The organism is Streptomyces daliensis, assembly GCF_054782395.1.
The window spans coordinates 325,550-339,314 of record NZ_BAAGSO010000106.1 but is presented as its reverse complement, the minus strand read 5'-3'; the positions used below and the strand labels follow the sequence as shown (position 1 = coordinate 339,314).

The 13,765-nt window shown below is 72.6% G+C and carries 15 protein-coding genes; 7 read left to right on the top strand and 8 right to left on the bottom strand.

Annotated elements, in window-relative coordinates; all coding sequences use genetic code 11:
- Window positions 1-554: 554 nt before the first annotated feature.
- Both ACYVOO_RS29180 and ACYVOO_RS29175 read right to left on the bottom strand, forming a co-directional pair.
- Window positions 555-1,040: an Asp23/Gls24 family envelope stress response protein gene (locus tag ACYVOO_RS29180; RefSeq protein WP_461018696.1), complete on the bottom strand. Its 486-nt coding sequence runs from the start codon at window positions 1,038-1,040 to the stop codon at window positions 555-557.
- A gap of 96 nt (window positions 1,041-1,136) precedes the next feature.
- A complete protein-coding gene (locus ACYVOO_RS29175; protein ID WP_461018790.1) occupies window positions 1,137-3,257 on the bottom strand; it encodes an MMPL family transporter in 2,121 nt (706 codons plus the stop codon).
- A 149-nt stretch (window positions 3,258-3,406) separates the two neighbouring features.
- Between ACYVOO_RS29175 and ACYVOO_RS29170 the strand changes: the two genes are divergently transcribed.
- Together ACYVOO_RS29170 and ACYVOO_RS29165 are read left to right on the top strand one after the other, a co-directional pair.
- Window positions 3,407-3,856 (top strand): MarR family winged helix-turn-helix transcriptional regulator, encoded by a 450-nt coding sequence (locus ACYVOO_RS29170; protein ID WP_461018789.1) that lies wholly within the window; start codon window positions 3,407-3,409, stop codon window positions 3,854-3,856.
- A gap of 89 nt (window positions 3,857-3,945) precedes the next feature.
- Complete coding sequence (locus ACYVOO_RS29165; RefSeq protein ID WP_461018695.1) at window positions 3,946-5,553, top strand: SDR family oxidoreductase; 1,608 nt, start codon at window positions 3,946-3,948, stop codon at window positions 5,551-5,553.
- 117 nt (window positions 5,554-5,670) lie between these two features.
- On the opposite strand, the gene ACYVOO_RS29160 is transcribed toward ACYVOO_RS29165, so the two are convergent.
- From ACYVOO_RS29160 to ACYVOO_RS29140, 5 genes are all read right to left on the bottom strand, one after another.
- Window positions 5,671-6,177: a hypothetical protein gene (locus tag ACYVOO_RS29160; RefSeq protein ID WP_461018694.1), complete on the bottom strand. Its 507-nt coding sequence runs from the start codon at window positions 6,175-6,177 to the stop codon at window positions 5,671-5,673.
- 16 nt (window positions 6,178-6,193) lie between these two features.
- Window positions 6,194-6,382, bottom strand: coding sequence for a hypothetical protein (locus ACYVOO_RS29155; protein ID WP_461018693.1), 189 nt, complete (start codon window positions 6,380-6,382; stop codon window positions 6,194-6,196).
- Entirely contained in the window at window positions 6,379-6,657 is a 279-nt protein-coding gene (locus tag ACYVOO_RS29150; RefSeq protein ID WP_461018692.1) for a hypothetical protein, read from the bottom strand. The genes ACYVOO_RS29155 and ACYVOO_RS29150 overlap by 4 nt, the downstream gene beginning before the upstream one ends.
- Window positions 6,654-6,878, bottom strand: coding sequence for a hypothetical protein (locus tag ACYVOO_RS29145; protein ID WP_461018691.1), 225 nt, complete (start codon window positions 6,876-6,878; stop codon window positions 6,654-6,656). The genes ACYVOO_RS29150 and ACYVOO_RS29145 overlap by 4 nt, the downstream gene beginning before the upstream one ends.
- Before the next feature lie 89 nt (window positions 6,879-6,967).
- Window positions 6,968-7,387, bottom strand: coding sequence for a hypothetical protein (locus ACYVOO_RS29140; protein WP_461018690.1), 420 nt, complete (start codon window positions 7,385-7,387; stop codon window positions 6,968-6,970).
- 163 nt (window positions 7,388-7,550) lie between these two features.
- On the opposite strand from ACYVOO_RS29140, the gene ACYVOO_RS29135 reads away from it, so the two are divergent.
- From ACYVOO_RS29135 to ACYVOO_RS29115, 5 genes are all read left to right on the top strand, one after another.
- Window positions 7,551-8,804: a hypothetical protein gene (locus ACYVOO_RS29135; protein WP_461018689.1), complete on the top strand. Its 1,254-nt coding sequence runs from the start codon at window positions 7,551-7,553 to the stop codon at window positions 8,802-8,804.
- Complete coding sequence (locus ACYVOO_RS29130; RefSeq protein WP_461018688.1) at window positions 8,801-9,373, top strand: GNAT family N-acetyltransferase; 573 nt, start codon at window positions 8,801-8,803, stop codon at window positions 9,371-9,373. Before ACYVOO_RS29135 ends, ACYVOO_RS29130 begins: the two co-directional genes overlap by 4 nt.
- Before the next feature lie 288 nt (window positions 9,374-9,661).
- Window positions 9,662-10,282, top strand: a complete 621-nt coding sequence (locus ACYVOO_RS29125; protein ID WP_461018687.1) for a 2'-5' RNA ligase family protein — start codon at window positions 9,662-9,664, stop codon at window positions 10,280-10,282.
- A gap of 244 nt (window positions 10,283-10,526) precedes the next feature.
- Complete coding sequence (locus ACYVOO_RS29120; protein WP_461018686.1) at window positions 10,527-11,609, top strand: hypothetical protein; 1,083 nt, start codon at window positions 10,527-10,529, stop codon at window positions 11,607-11,609.
- A gap of 80 nt (window positions 11,610-11,689) precedes the next feature.
- Window positions 11,690-12,250, top strand: coding sequence for a GNAT family N-acetyltransferase (locus ACYVOO_RS29115; RefSeq protein WP_461018685.1), 561 nt, complete (start codon window positions 11,690-11,692; stop codon window positions 12,248-12,250).
- Window positions 12,251-12,545: 295 nt separating this feature from the next.
- On the opposite strand, the gene ACYVOO_RS29110 is transcribed toward ACYVOO_RS29115, so the two are convergent.
- A complete protein-coding gene (locus tag ACYVOO_RS29110) occupies window positions 12,546-13,760 on the bottom strand; it encodes an acyl-CoA dehydrogenase family protein (protein ID WP_461018684.1) in 1,215 nt (404 codons plus the stop codon).
- Window positions 13,761-13,765 lie beyond the last annotated feature (5 nt).

Genomic DNA, 13,765 nt, shown 5'->3' with positions numbered 1-13,765 from the left:
GTAGGTCCCGCGCTGGTTTTCGTGCCGCCGCATGGCAAGGAGTGGCACCCCGCGAAGGGGGGTGGGCCTCGGCGCACCCGGAGCCGGATAGCGGGCCACCGGCGGGACGGGGACGGGGTGGGGTGTCCCCGCAGGTCGAGAAAGTCACCGGCGGAAAGCCGAACACGAGACCTTCACGCCGAGGAGACACCCCACCCCGGCACCGGACACCCAAGAACACGCGCCCACAACCACGGTCGAAACCCAGAATCACGCGGCGCCAGCCGCAAAGCACCGCACCACACGCCGCGCCGAAGCCACCGGCCCGCACCCGGCGACGAAACCCCAACGCGCAACCAGGCACGCCCCGCCGGGCGACGGCGCCAAAACTGTTGTGGGCAATCGTCCCGCTGGCGAGGGGGCACCTCCCAGCGGTAGCTGGGGGAGGGTGGGCACAACCCGTGCCACCGGCCCGCAACACGCGAACGAAACCCCAGGGGGCACCAGCGGGGCGCACCCCTGTGCGGCCGGGCACCCCGTGTGGCCATCACCCCGCACCCCGTGAAGGGGAACCGTTAGCCCAGGTTGCGGCCCGAGGAGGGGGACTTGTCCGTGTCGTCGTCCTCGTCGCTGCCCTCAAGGTAGACGTCGGTCACGGTGATGTTGACCTCGACCACTTCGAGCCCCGTGGTCCGCTCGACGGCCTGGATGACGTTGTTGCGGACGCTCTGCGCGACCTTGTGGATGGCCTCGCCGTAGTCGACCACGATGCTCAGGTCGATCGCGGTCTGCGTCTGCCCCACCTCGACGGACACCCCCTGGGTGACGTCCTCCGAGGCCCCGACCCGCTTGCGTACCGCCCCCATCATCTGCGAGGCCGTACCGCCGAGGGCATGCACGCCCCGCACCTCGCGGGCCGCGATACCGGCGGTCTTGGCGACCACGGCGTCGGCGATGGTGGTGGTGCCGCGCTGGCCATTGGACTGGGTGGTGTTCTCGGCCATGGGTTCTGAACCTCCGCGTCGAGCGGCCGTACCGTCGCGTCCGGCCCGCCCCCACATCGTGGGACGGGCCGGACGCCACCGCGCGGCGGGCGCCGCCCCCGTTACTGCACACGGGTGACGTCGCACCGCGTCAGCGGCCCAGCGCGGCGGGCGTTATTTCCCGATCCGCTTCGAGGGCCACCACACGGCGGGCCCGATCGACCGCACCAGTGCCGGGACCAGCAGTGAGCGGACCACGAGGGTGTCCAGCAGCACCCCGAAGGCGACGATGAAGGCGATCTGCGCGAGGAAGGCGAGCGGGATCACGAACAGTGCGGCGAACGTCGCGGCGAGCACCACGCCCGCCGAGGTGATCACCCCGCCCGTCGCCGTCAGCCCCTTCAACGTGCCCGCGCGGGTGCCGTCGCGCAGTGCCTCTTCGCGGACCCTGGTCATCAGGAAGATGTTGTAGTCGACGCCGAGCGCCACCAGGAAGACGAAGCCGTAGAGCGGGACGGACGCGTCGGTGCCCGAGAAGCCGAAGAGGTGGATGAAGACGAGTGCCGAGACGCCGAGGGTGGCCGCGAAGTTGAGGGCCACCGTCGCCACCAGGAGCAGGGGCGCGACGAGCGAGCGCAGCAGCAGGACGAGCACGGCCAGGATGATCAGCAGCACCGTCGGCGCGATGATCGTGCGGTCGTGCGCCGCGGTCTCCTGGGTGTCGTACTGCTGGGCCGTGTAGCCGCCGACGAGCGCGTCCGCGCCCTGGACCCGGTGCACCGTGTCGCGCAGCCTGCTGACCGTCTCCTTGGCGGCTTCGCTGTCGGCGTCGTCCTTGAGTGTGACGTCGATCCGTACGCGCCCGTCCACCACCTTCGGCTCGCCCGCTCCCGGCTGCCCGGACGCGGTGACCGGCGATGCGGAGGCTACGCCGTCGGTGCCGCGCGCGGCCTCGGTGACCCGGTCGGCGCTGTCGGCTGCGGCCAGGACGACGGCGGGGTTGCCTGAGCCGCCAGGAAAGTGCTCGCTGAGCGCGCGCTGTCCGGCGACCGACGGTGTGTCCTTGACGAAGGTCTCGCTGAGCGGGACGCCGCGCGCCGTGAGCAGGGGCGAGAAGGCGGCGCAGGCGAGGAGCAGGACCAGCGCGGCGGCCCAGACGCGGCGGGGCGCGCGGTCGACGGCCGTCGCGGCCCGCTTCCACACCCCGCGCCCCGGCACCGCTTCCGCGTCCGCTGCCGCTTCCGTAGCCGGGCCGCTCTCCTCGGCGGGGCGCGGCTTCGCGGGCCAGTAGGCGGCGCGGCCGAGGAGGACGAGCACGGCGGGCAGGAAGGTGAGGGCGCTGAGCGCGGCGCAGACGATGCCGATGGCGCCGACGGGGCCGAGCGCGCGGTTGTTCGTCAGGTCGCTGAGCAGCAGCGCCAGTAGGCCGAGCGCAACCGTCGCGGCGCTGGCGGTGATGGCGCCGAAGGAGCGGCGCAGTGCGGCGCGCGCGGCGGCGAACCGGTCGCCGTGTGCGTCGAGTTCCTCGCGGAAGCGGGCCGTGAGCAGCAGCGCGTAGTCCGTCGCGGCGCCGATGACGAGGATGGAAAGGATGCCCTGGACCTGTCCGTCGACGCGGACGACATCGTGGTCGGCCAGCGCGTAGACCACCGCGCAGGCGAGGCCGAGCGCGAAGACGGAGCCGAGGATGACGACGAGCGGGAGCAGCACGCTGCGGTAGACGAGCAGCAGGATCAGCAGGACCACGCCGAGCGCGACGACGAGCAGGATGCCGTCGATGCCCGCGAACGCGTCGGACAGGTCGGTCTGGGTGACGGCGGGGCCCGCGAGCTGCACCGTCGTGCCGTCGACCTGTCCGGCCGCGCTCTTGATGCCGTCGAGTGAGGTCTCGAAGCCGTCCTCGGCGCCGGCCTTGAGCTGGACGACGCCCTGGAGCGCGCGGCCGTCGTCCGAGGGCAGCGCGGGCGACGCCTGGCCGGTGGCACCCGGCACGTCGGCGGCCGTCTTCAGCGCGCGGGTGGCGGCGGCGCGCTGGTCCGGCTGGATCTTGCCGTCCTCGGCCACCCAGATGACGACGGCGGGCACGGACTCGCCGTCCTCGAACGCCTTCTGGGCCTCGCTCACCTTGGTGGACTCGGCGCTCTGCGGCAGGAAGGCGGCCTGGTCGTTGGTGGACACCTCCCCCAGCTTTCCGGCGTACGGGCCGAGGGCGCCGCCGACGCCGAGCCAGACGATGAGGAGCGCGAGGGGGATCAGCCACCTGGACCGGTTCCGGTGGTTCCGGGCGGGTTTCATCAGGTCCTCCAGGGCCGTGCGGGAGTGCTCGTCGAGCACGGTACCTCAATAATTCATTAACTCACTCATTGAGATTTTGTATCGTACCCCGTGTGCTGCCGACAGATCCGCCCACAGACCTCCAGACCTTCGCCGTCCTGCTCCGCAGGATGAACGCGGAGTTCAACCGCCTCGCCCACGAGTTCGCCCATGAGCACCGGCTCCATGTGACGGACGTGCAGGCCCTGATCGTGATCCTGGACGGCGGCAGCGGCGGAAGCGCGGAAGCGCTCGCGGAGGGCGCCGAGCACGAGGAGCGCCCGCCGGTCACCCCCGGGATGCTGAGGGAACGCCTCAACCTCACCTCCGGCGCCGTCACCGCCTGCCTCGACCGGCTGGAACGCGCGGGGCATGTACGCCGCACCCGTGACCCCGGGGACCGTCGCGTGGTCCATCTGCACTACGAGCCGCGCGGCATGAAGATCGCGCGGGCCTACTTCGAGCCGCTGGCCCGCAGCACGGAGGCCGCGCGTGGCCGCTTCAGCGAGGCGGAGCTGAAGACCGTCGTACGGTTCCTCGCCGCCATGAACGAGGAGGTCTCGGCGGTACACCGCGAGTGACCGTGACCCGGCCCCTCACACCCGGCCCCTGGCCCCGCGCGCGGCGCGCCGAATGGCGACGGGACGGAGAGCACGTGAGCCTGGAGCCCATGGGCACTGAGCGAGCGGACGGGCGGGACCAGGCGGACCAGCGCGTACGGGACGGACAGGGGCCGCTGTGCCTCGTCACCGGCGCGACGGGCTACATCGGCGGGCGCCTGGTGCCCGAACTGCTCGACGCCGGGTACCGCGTACGCTGCCTCGCCCGCGACCCGAACCGGCTGCGCGACCAGCCCTGGCGGCAGCGCGTCGAGGTGACCACGGGCGACGTGACACGCGCGGAGACCCTTCCCGCCGCTTTCGAGGACGTGGAGGTCGCCTACTACCTCGTCCACGCGCTGGGCTCGGGCTCCGACTTCGAGCGGGTGGACCGCGAGGCGGCCCGCTCCTTCGGCCGCGCCGCGAAGGAGGCCGGGGCCGGTCGACTGGTCTACCTCGGCGGGCTCACCCCGCCCGGCGTGCCCGAGTCCGAGCTGTCCCCGCACCTGCGCTCGCGGGCCGAGGTCGGCAGGGAGCTGGCCGCGTCCGGGGTGCCGACGGCGCAGCTGCGGGCCGCGGTCATCCTCGGCTCGGGCTCTGCGTCGTTCGAGATGCTGCGCTATCTCTCCGAACGGCTGCCCGCCATGATCACCCCGCACTGGGTGAACACCCGCATCCAGCCACTCGCCGTGCGCGACGTGCTGCGCTATCTCGTCGCCGTCGCGGAACTGCCCTCGGACGTGAGCCGCGCGTTCGACGTCGGCGGGCCGCAGGTGCTCACCTACCGGCAGATGATGCAGCGCTACGCGTCCGTCGCCGGGCTCAAGCGTCGGCTGATCCTGCCCGTGCCGCTGCTCACCCCGCGCCTGTCCAGCCGGTGGGTCGGCCTGGTCACGCCCGTGCCCAGCGGCATCGCCGGGCCGCTGGTGGAGTCGCTGCGCTACGAGGTGGTCTGCCGCGAGCACGACATCGCCGCGTACGTCCCCGACCCGCCCGGCGGACTGACCAGCTTCGAGCAGGCCGTACGCCTGGCGCTGCGCAGGGTCAAGGACCGCGACGTGGCCACGAGCTGGTCCTCGGCTTCGCTCCCCGGCGCCCCCAGCGATCCGCTCCCCACCGACCCCGACTGGTCGGGCGGCAACCTCTACGAGGACCGGCGCGCGCGGGCCGTGGACGCGCCGCCCTGGGCGCTGTGGCAGGTCGTGCGCGGCATCGGCGGGCAGAACGGCTGGTACTCCTTCCCGCTGGCCTGGTCCGTGCGCGGGCTGCTGGACCGGCTCTCCGGCGGCGTCGGGCTGCGCAGGGGCCGCCGGGACCCGTGCGACCTGCGCGTCGGCGACTCGCTGGACTTCTGGCGCGTCGAGGAGGTCGTCCCCGAGAAGCTGCTGCGGCTGCGCGCGGAGATGCGGCTGCCGGGGCTGGCCTGGCTGGAACTGTGCGTCGAGGACGACGGCAGGGGCGGCTCCGTGTACCGTCAGCGCGCCCTCTTCCGGCCGCGGGGGCTGGCGGGGCACGCGTACTGGTGGAGCGTGTCGCCGTTCCACGCGATCGTCTTCGGCGGGATGGCCCGCAACATCGCCCGCAAGGCGGCGGAGAGGGCCCGGTCGGCACGGACCACGCCCCATGACCCCGCTGACCCGGCGCCCGGCCGCACGTCCCCCAAGGGCTCCCCCTCGTGACCGGGGCCCGGCGGGGGTGCCTGCCCCGGCCCCGGCGCGGGGTCCGGGCGTCGTGTGCCGGGGCAGGCGGGCCCGTCCCCTGGACCGCTGCCGACGGTTCCCCCAGGGGACGGGCGCTTATGGGGCCGGGGTCGGGCTGGGGTTGACGGTGGCCAGTTGGAGGGTGCGTCCGCCGACGAGGGGTGCGGTGAGAATGACGGTGCGGCCCTCGTGTTGCAGTGCCTTGCCGATACGGGTGTGGCGGGCCTGCCACCAGCGCCGGGGTGCGAGGAGGGTGCTGAGGCAGTCGCGTGTCTCCCCGTCGATGGCGATCCGCTCGCCCTTTTCGCGCAGGCGGAGGGCGTGGCAGGCGTAGCCGGTGAGGAGGGTGGCGAGGTTGCCTTCCATGATCTCGATGACCTGCCCGGACGGCATCGGGCGCGGATAGCTCGTCAGGAACACGGTCCCGTGCGGAAGTTCGTACATGAGCCGCACGGCGCGGTCCTGGATGCGGCGCATCACGAAGTGGGGTGCGTGGCCGTCGAGTACGGCGACGGGGAAACCAGATGACGTTGCCCACCCGTGGGGGTCGTAGAAGACGTCGTCGGGGTCGGCAGGGATCAGGACGGTGTGGTCGCGAGGCACGGGGTTGCTCCAGGGCTCAGTGGTGGGTGGCGGTGACGTAGACGAGAGTGACGATGAGCGCGGCGAGGACGGTGATGGAGGCGATCTGCTCGCGCCGTCCCGGCGGGCAGAGGGGGCAGGCGAGGACTGGTCGGTCCGGGCTGTGCCACTGGACGATGCGTCCTTCTGCGGTCCAGCAGCCGCACCGGCCACACACTCCGCTCACGGCGGGCCCACCACGCGCAGGGCGGGTGGTGGTTCGGCATCCGGCTCCGGCTCGGTGGCGTCGGCGCTCCGTTTGCCCGCGCCGGTGAAGACGGTGATAGCGCGGGCGACGGTCTCCCCGGTGACGTCGGCGCGGATGGCGGCGAGGGGGAGGTAGGCGCCGTGCCCGGGGCACAGCCACACCGGGTTGTGCCAGGGGTAGCGCGCGGTGGGCAGGTAGCGCATGACGGGGCCCACGTGGCCGCCGCCCTCCACCTCACAGGCGTGGCCGGTCACCGGTACGCCTCCTGCTTCGCGGCTCGGGCCTCGTCCTCGGCGGCGATCGTCTTCGCGCAGCCGTCGCAGACCTTCACGGGAACAGTGCGCGTGCGCGTCTGCGGGCTCGCACCCCGCTCATCACCGGAGTACAGGTCGAGGACGGTCCGTGTGCCGGGCGCCCGGCGGCAGCGGAAACAGCACTCGGCGGCCCGCCGCGCACACTCGTCGCAGATCCGCACCGGAACAGTACGCGGACCTACCGCATCCCCGGACAGGACATAGATCTCCACCGTGCCCGGCAACCGGCGGCAACGGACACAGCACGGCCTCACCGCCCGGCCCCGCTCACATCGTCACGGGGCCCGTGCTCGGCACGGATCACCGCGTCCAGCACCACGTACAGCAACCGCGCATCGGTCAGCCCGTGCTCCGCCCAGCCCCGCACCCAGTGCGTGAAGGCCGACCGCGTACACCAGCCAGGCGGAACGGTCAGGTGCTGGGTGATGCCGAGCAGTTGCACACACGTGGTTTCCGGGATGTCCCACCCGTTCGTCGTGCCGGGCGGCACCAACCACGTCAACCGGCGCCCGTACGGGTCCCGGATCACAGCCCCCGACTCCCGCCCGAGCCGAACCAGCACCCGCTCCCCCAGATACGCGGGCACTTTGCAGGCGTCCCAATGCACCCCGGCGGGCAACAACTCGGCGGTGAGGCTGGAGGGCGGGGACCACTGAGTGGTGAGCGGCACAGTTGGACCTCCTGGTCCTTCGGGAGCTTGTTGACCAGATAACCGCGTGAGCCAGTCCGTCAGGCCGGGCGTTTCGGCGCCGCTTCATGCGGCCCGACCGGACGTTTTGCCTTTCAGGGCCCATGGGCGGGTCTACCGTCGAACAGGAAGAAGGGACGCGGAGATGAGCAGCAAGCGGCAACGGAACAGCGCGCTGGAGGAGCTGTTGCGCGCAGACGGGTGGACGCGTGCGGGCCTGGCGGACGCGGTGTGCACGGCGGCGACGCGGCGGGGTGTGCCGGTTGTGTGTACAGATCGGCATGTGCGGCGGTGGGTGTCGGGCGAGGTGCGGTGGCCACAAGAGCGGTATCTCGTGCCGCTGCAACAGGTGCTCGGGGTGCCGCCGGAGGCGATGGGGTTCGTGCCGCGCAGCGCGGTGCCGACAGCCGCCGCGCCCCCGCCGCCCGCTCCCGTCCTCGCGGGGACCGGACCCCGGCGGCGCACTGTCCTCGCGGGAGCCGTGGCGGGTGTGCTGCGGCTGGAGGAGTTGCCCGTGCGCGGGCGTCTCGGTGCCTCCGACATGGAACGGCTGAAGGGCACGCTGGCGCGGCTGACCGCGCACTTCAACGGCCAGGGCGGAGGGGCGACCCGCGCGGCGGCGCGGGAGCTGCTGGCACGGCTGCGGGAGGCGGCGGGGGGCTGTACGTACGGGCCACGGGCGGAGAGCGAGCTGTATGCGGCGATGGCGTCGGTGGCGGGATGCGCGGGCTGGTCGGCGGCCGACTGCGGGAGGCGTCGGGAGGCGGGGCGGATGCGACACGACGCGCTGACGGCGGCGCTGCTGTCCGGTGACCGGCTGGCGGTGATGCGGGCGTGGGGGGATCTGGCGGTGCTGGCGGATCGGGAGGGGCGGCCGTGGGAGGCAGCGCGGATCTGCCGTACGGCGCTGGCGGACCGGCACGTGCGCTCGTATCCGGCGATGGCGACGCTGTTGCACGGGCGGCTGGCCGACTACGCGGCGGGGAGCGGGGATGTGCGGGCGATGGGGCGTCATCTGGCGGCGGCGGAGCGCGTCGATGACCGCCGCCAGGAGCGCGCGGCCGAACCGTCGTGGTTGTCGTTCTTGAACGCGGGTGAGCTGCGCGGGCTGGGAGCGCTGGCGCACCAGGCGGCGGGGCGGTACGGGCAGGCGGAGGCCCTGGCGGTGGAGGCGGCGGCCCTGACGTCGGCGGCGGGGATGACGCGGAACGGACTGTACTACGGCGTGGTCACCGCCGAACTCCAGGCAGCACAGGGACACTGGGAGGAGGCGGCGACGACGACGGCGGGGCTGCGGGCGGGCCCTGGCGCGGTGGTGGACCGTGTCTCCAGTCCCACCCTCGCACGGCGGCTGCGGGTGCTGGAGACGCGTCTCCAGCAGGCGGGCGGCGCGGGATGAGCGGCCAGGGTGCAGGGCAGCCGGTGCTGCGGCGCCTGGGCAGCGCGGAGGCCCGTGCGGAGCGGGAGCGGCTGCTGGACCTGCATGACGAGGTGTACGCGGGGACGGGTGACGCGCTGGAGGCTCGCGAGAGCTTCGCGTGGTTCCTGGACCACTGGTCCGCGCGGCCCGACTTCGCGGCCGTCGCAGCGACGGTGGGCGGACGGCTGGTCGGGTACGCGTACGGGGCACCTCTGAGGGCGGGCTCAGGGTGGTGGGACGACGTCAGCCCCCGGCCGGACGAGGCGTTCGTGGCGGAGGACGGCGGGCGGACCTTCGCGCTCTCGGAGCTGCTGGTCGACCAGGCGCACCGGGGCACGGGGCTGGCGGAGCGGCTGCACCGGGAGCTGCTGGAGGGGCGGCCGGAGCGGCGGGTGGCACTGCTGGTGCAGGCGGAGCACACGCGGGTGGTGGCGCTCTACGAGCGGTGGGGCTACCGCCCGGTCGGGACGTGCGTGCCGTTCGACGGGGCACCGTCGCTGCTGGCGATGACACGGCCCCTGCCACTGGGCGACTGGCTGTGTCAGTGAGTTCGGGCATACCGTTGCCGCTGTCTCGACCTCGGCACTCGGAACGGCACGCCTGGCGCCGCGCCGCGATACAGGTATCGGCCCGTCGCCAATTCGGTAGGGGGCTTCGCGCACGGTCCCGCCCGGTGTCAGTCACCCGGCCCCTCGCGGGGACCGGTGGCACTTCTGCTCAGCGCGGGGCGAAAGTCCCACACCGTGCGCCGAGATCGTGGACTGGTGCCTCGCCTCGCTCCCACGCCGCCTCGCCCTCTCGCCAGGCACCGGGTGCGACTGATGGGATCTCAGGTCATGAGCAATGGACCTGAGCGCATGGCGGACCACTGGTGGTGGCGGCCCGGGTGGCGGGTGGGGCGGCGCTTCCACACCTGGCATCTGACCTTCGAGGATCAGCCCGACGTCCAACGCTTCGTCGCCGCGTACCGCGACGCGCTGACCGGCCTCGAAGGGCTGGACCTGATCCCGGACCGGTGGCTGCACCTGACGATGCAGGGCGTCGGCTTCACCGATGAGGTGTCCGCGACAGACCTGGAGGCGATCGTCGACGCCGTACGGGCCCGGCTTCTGCGCATCCCCGCGTTCGACATCCACTTCACGAAGGCATCCGTCACGCCGGAGGCCGTCGAGTCCTTCGCCGAGCCCGCCGAGCGGGTACGCGACGTACGGAACGCGGTCCGTGCGGGCATCGCCGACGTGTGGGGCCATGTGCCGGAGGCAGCGGACGGATTCAAGCCGCACGTGTCCGTGGCGTACAGCTCGGCCGACGGCCCAGCCGCGCCCGTGCTGGAGGCCGTCGAGCGGGCGAACGTCCCTCCCGCCACAGCGCGGGTCGCCTCCGTCCAGTTGATCACGCTCAACCGGGACGCGCGGATGTACGAGTGGGAGCCCGTCGCCGAGATCCCTCTCGGATGAGCCGCAGGCCCTGACGCGCTCCGCCCCAGGGACCTCGGGCGAAGGGCCCGTCCTCGTCCGCACCCGCGACGGACGCCCGCTTCGAGCGTGCCCCGCGCTTGGCTGTCCTGCCCCTCGACCGGACCGGCTGAGGCCATACGCCCGGCGCGAGGTCGGCGTCGTACACGGACCAGTGCCGCGTCAACCCGGTAGCGTGGTGGGCAGGGCGAAGCAGGAAAGCCATGAACGCTGTCGGGAGTTGACCATGGCACGCACCCGTAACACCACACCGTTCTCGCTCATTGACCAGGCAGGGTGGCCCCGGACCCGAAGGGCCCCCGCACGTCGCGGCGTGGTCGCCGCGGGGATGTACTCGGCGGCGCTCGTCGTACCCGGCTTCCACGGGGCGACCGGCCACGCGGCGACCGCCGCACCTTCCCGCGCAGCCCGCATCGGGGAGGCAGAGGTCGCCACGGTACGTTCCATGACGGAGCGGATCGCCGACATCCTCGACGAGCACGGAGGCGGCCACGCCCGCCCCATGGCAGCGGCTTTTCTCGTCAATACCGTCGGCCCGTACCTGACGGCGCAGGCGCCCGACACGGTGCGGAAGAGCATGCTCGCCGCCGCGTCCGACCTGGTCTATCTGACGGGCTGGATGGCCATGTACGAGCGGCGGCACCGGCTCGGACAGCGCTACTACGTCAAGGCGTTGAAGCTGGCGGGGGCGGCGGAGGACCACGTCACCTACTGCCGCACACTACGCGGGATGAGCCTGCAAGCGTCGAACCTGCGGCACGCGCGTAAGGCGCTGGAGCTGGCCGATTCGGCGGCCGAAGCATCGCCGAGAGCGGGTCCGCGACTGCGCGCCTTCCTGGCCGGGCAGCAAGCTCACGCCGAGTCGATGACCGGCAGCCCCCGGCGGGCCAGGGCACGGCTGGGCGAAGCGGAGACCGCGCTGTCGAAGGCGGACGGACGGCGTGACGCGGTCGGCGGGTACGACGCCAGCGCCTACCAGTTCCACGTCGCGCACGTCCTCTACGAGGGGCGTGACCTGGAGGGGTCCATCGCGGCGATGCGTGAAGCACTGCGGCTCCAGCCGACGCAGGAGCAGCAGGGGCGAGTGCACTTCAACGGGGTGCTGGCGCAGCGCCAGTTCGAGCTGGGCCACATCGACGCCGCGTGCGAGAGCTGGGGCCGGTTCCTCGACGACTACCTCCAGATCAGCACCTCGCGTGGGGACGAGCACTTCGAGACGATGCGGCGGTGGACGCGGCAGCACGGGACGGTAAGGGCGGTGCGTGAGCTGACGGCGCGCGCGAAGGAGGTCGCGGACCTCAAGAGCTGAGCGGACCGCGTCTCCAGCCCCGCCGTCGCACGGCGGCTGCGGGTGCTGGAGACACATCTCCAGCAGGCGGGTGACGCGGAATGGGCGGTCAGGGAGCCGGGCAGCCGGTGCTACGGCGCCTGGGCGGGGCGGAGGCCCGCGCGGAACGGGAGCGGCTGCTGGACCTGCACGACAAGGTGTACGCAGGGAGCGGTGACCCGCTGGCGGCTCGCGCGAGCTTCGCGCCGTTCCTGGACGCGTGGTTGACACGACCGGACTTCGCGGCCGTCGTCGCGACGGCGGGCCCACGGCTGATCGGGTACGCGTACGGGGCGCCGCTGTCGGCGGGCACAGGGTGGTGGGACGGCGTCAGCCCCCGGCCGGACGAGGCGTTCGTCGCGGAGGGCAGCGGGCGGACCTTCGCGCTCTCGGAACTTTTGGTCGATCAGGCGCACCGTGGCACGGGGCTGGCGGAACGGCTGCACCGCGCGCTCCTGGACGGGCGGCCGGAGCGGCGGGTGACGCTGCTGGCGCACGCGGAGCACACGCGGGTGGTGGCGCTCTACGAGCGGTGGGGCTACCACCCGGTCGGGACGTGCGTGCCTTTCGACGGGGCGCCGTCGCTGCTCGCGATGGTGCGGCCCCTGCCACTGGGCGGCTGACTGTGTCAGTGAGTTCGGAACCGGTGCCTCCGTCTCAACCCCGAAACTCAGAACGGCACGCCTGGCGCCGCCCCGGGACACGGCGCGCCCCGAACCGAACCACCCCGGACCGGCCGCCGCCGTTCCCGTGAACGACTGCGGCGGCCACGGGCGGCATGCAAGGACCACCCGGACATTCGGGCCCGATGACGAACCCCAGGGCGACGTACTACCCGGTCATACCGGGTCTCCCCGCGTCCCCGCCCCGCAGGGAGACCCCGGCGGCCCCCCACACGGCGGGCCCCCGCCAACCCCGTCAGCGGATCTGCCGCCCCGAGATCGCGCGGGCGATCACCAGGCGCTGGATCTCGCTCGTGCCCTCGAAGATCGTGTAGATCTTGCTGTCCCGGTACATGCGCTCCACCGGGTGCTCCCTGCTGTACCCCGCGCCGCCCAGGACCTGGACCGCCTTCTCGCTCGCCCTGACCGCGAGTTCGCCGGCGCGGAGCTTGGACATGGAGCCCTGGCCCGCCGTGAACTCCTTGTCGTTGCGGGCCATCCAGGCCGCCTGCCAGATCAGCAGGCGTACGGCCTCGATCTCCGTGCGCAGGTCGGCGAGGGCGAACGCGATGGACTGGTTCTCGATGATGGGCCGCCCGAAGGCCACCCGCTCACCGGCGTACTCCAGCGCGTATTCGTACGCCGCGCGGGCGATGCCGAGCGCCTGTGCGCCGACCGTCGGGCGGCTGACCTCGAAGGTGGCCATGGCCGCCTGGCCCTTGGCCCTGCCGCCCTCGCGGGCGCGCGCGAGCCGCTTGTCGAGGCGTTCCTTGCCGCCGAGGAGGCAGTGTCCGGGGACCCGTACCTCGTCGAGGAAGACGTCCGCCGTGTGCGAAGCGCGCAGCCCCAGCTTCTTGATCTTCCGGTTGCCCTCCAGGCCCTTGGTGCCCGGCGGGACGATGAACGCCGCCTGGCCGCGAGAGCCCAGTTCGGGATCGACGGAGGCGACGACGACGTGGACGTTGGCGATGCCCCCGTTGGTGATCCACGCCTTCTGGCCGTGCAGCACCCACTCGTCGGCCGCCTCGTCGTAACGGGCCCGCGTGCGCATCGCCGAGACGTCCGAGCCCGCCTCGGGCTCGGAGACGCAGAACGCGGCCAGCTTCGGGGCCGTCTCGTCGCCGAAGCACTGCGGCACCCACTCGGCGAGTTGGTCAGGGGTGCCCGCGGAGAAGATGCCCGCGACGGCGAGTGAGGTGCCGAAGAGCGACATGCCGATCCCGGCGTCGCCCCAGAACAGCTCCTCGTTGGCGATCTGCAACGACAGCCCGCTGGGGTCGCCGAACATGTCGGCCAGCGACTCGAAGCCGTACAGTCCGATCTTGGCGGCCTCCTGGATGACGGGCCAGGGAGTCTCCTCGCGCTCGTCCCACTCGGCCGCCGCCGGGCGCACCACCTCGGCCGCGAAGCCGTGCACCCAGTCCCTCAGATCCCTCTGCTCCTCGGAGAGATCGAGCGAGAACCCACTCATGTCTG

Excerpts from the sequence above, each read along its gene's own strand:
- ACYVOO_RS29180 (WP_461018696.1), bottom strand. The coding sequence starts at position 1,040 with ATGTGGGGGCGGGCCGGACGCGACGGTACGGCCGCTCGACGCGGAGGT.
- ACYVOO_RS29175 (WP_461018790.1), bottom strand. The coding sequence starts at position 3,257 with ATGAAACCCGCCCGGAACCACCGGAACCGGTCCAGGTGGCTGATCCCC.
- ACYVOO_RS29170 (WP_461018789.1), top strand. The coding sequence starts at position 3,407 with ATGAACGCGGAGTTCAACCGCCTCGCCCACGAGTTCGCCCATGAGCAC.
- ACYVOO_RS29165 (WP_461018695.1), top strand. The coding sequence starts at position 3,946 with ATGGGCACTGAGCGAGCGGACGGGCGGGACCAGGCGGACCAGCGCGTA.
- ACYVOO_RS29135 (WP_461018689.1), top strand. The coding sequence starts at position 7,551 with ATGAGCAGCAAGCGGCAACGGAACAGCGCGCTGGAGGAGCTGTTGCGC.
- ACYVOO_RS29130 (WP_461018688.1), top strand. The coding sequence starts at position 8,801 with ATGAGCGGCCAGGGTGCAGGGCAGCCGGTGCTGCGGCGCCTGGGCAGC.
- ACYVOO_RS29125 (WP_461018687.1), top strand. The coding sequence starts at position 9,662 with ATGAGCAATGGACCTGAGCGCATGGCGGACCACTGGTGGTGGCGGCCC.
- ACYVOO_RS29120 (WP_461018686.1), top strand. The coding sequence starts at position 10,527 with ATGGCACGCACCCGTAACACCACACCGTTCTCGCTCATTGACCAGGCA.
- ACYVOO_RS29115 (WP_461018685.1), top strand. The coding sequence starts at position 11,690 with ATGGGCGGTCAGGGAGCCGGGCAGCCGGTGCTACGGCGCCTGGGCGGG.
- ACYVOO_RS29110 (WP_461018684.1), bottom strand. The coding sequence starts at position 13,760 with ATGAGTGGGTTCTCGCTCGATCTCTCCGAGGAGCAGAGGGATCTGAGG.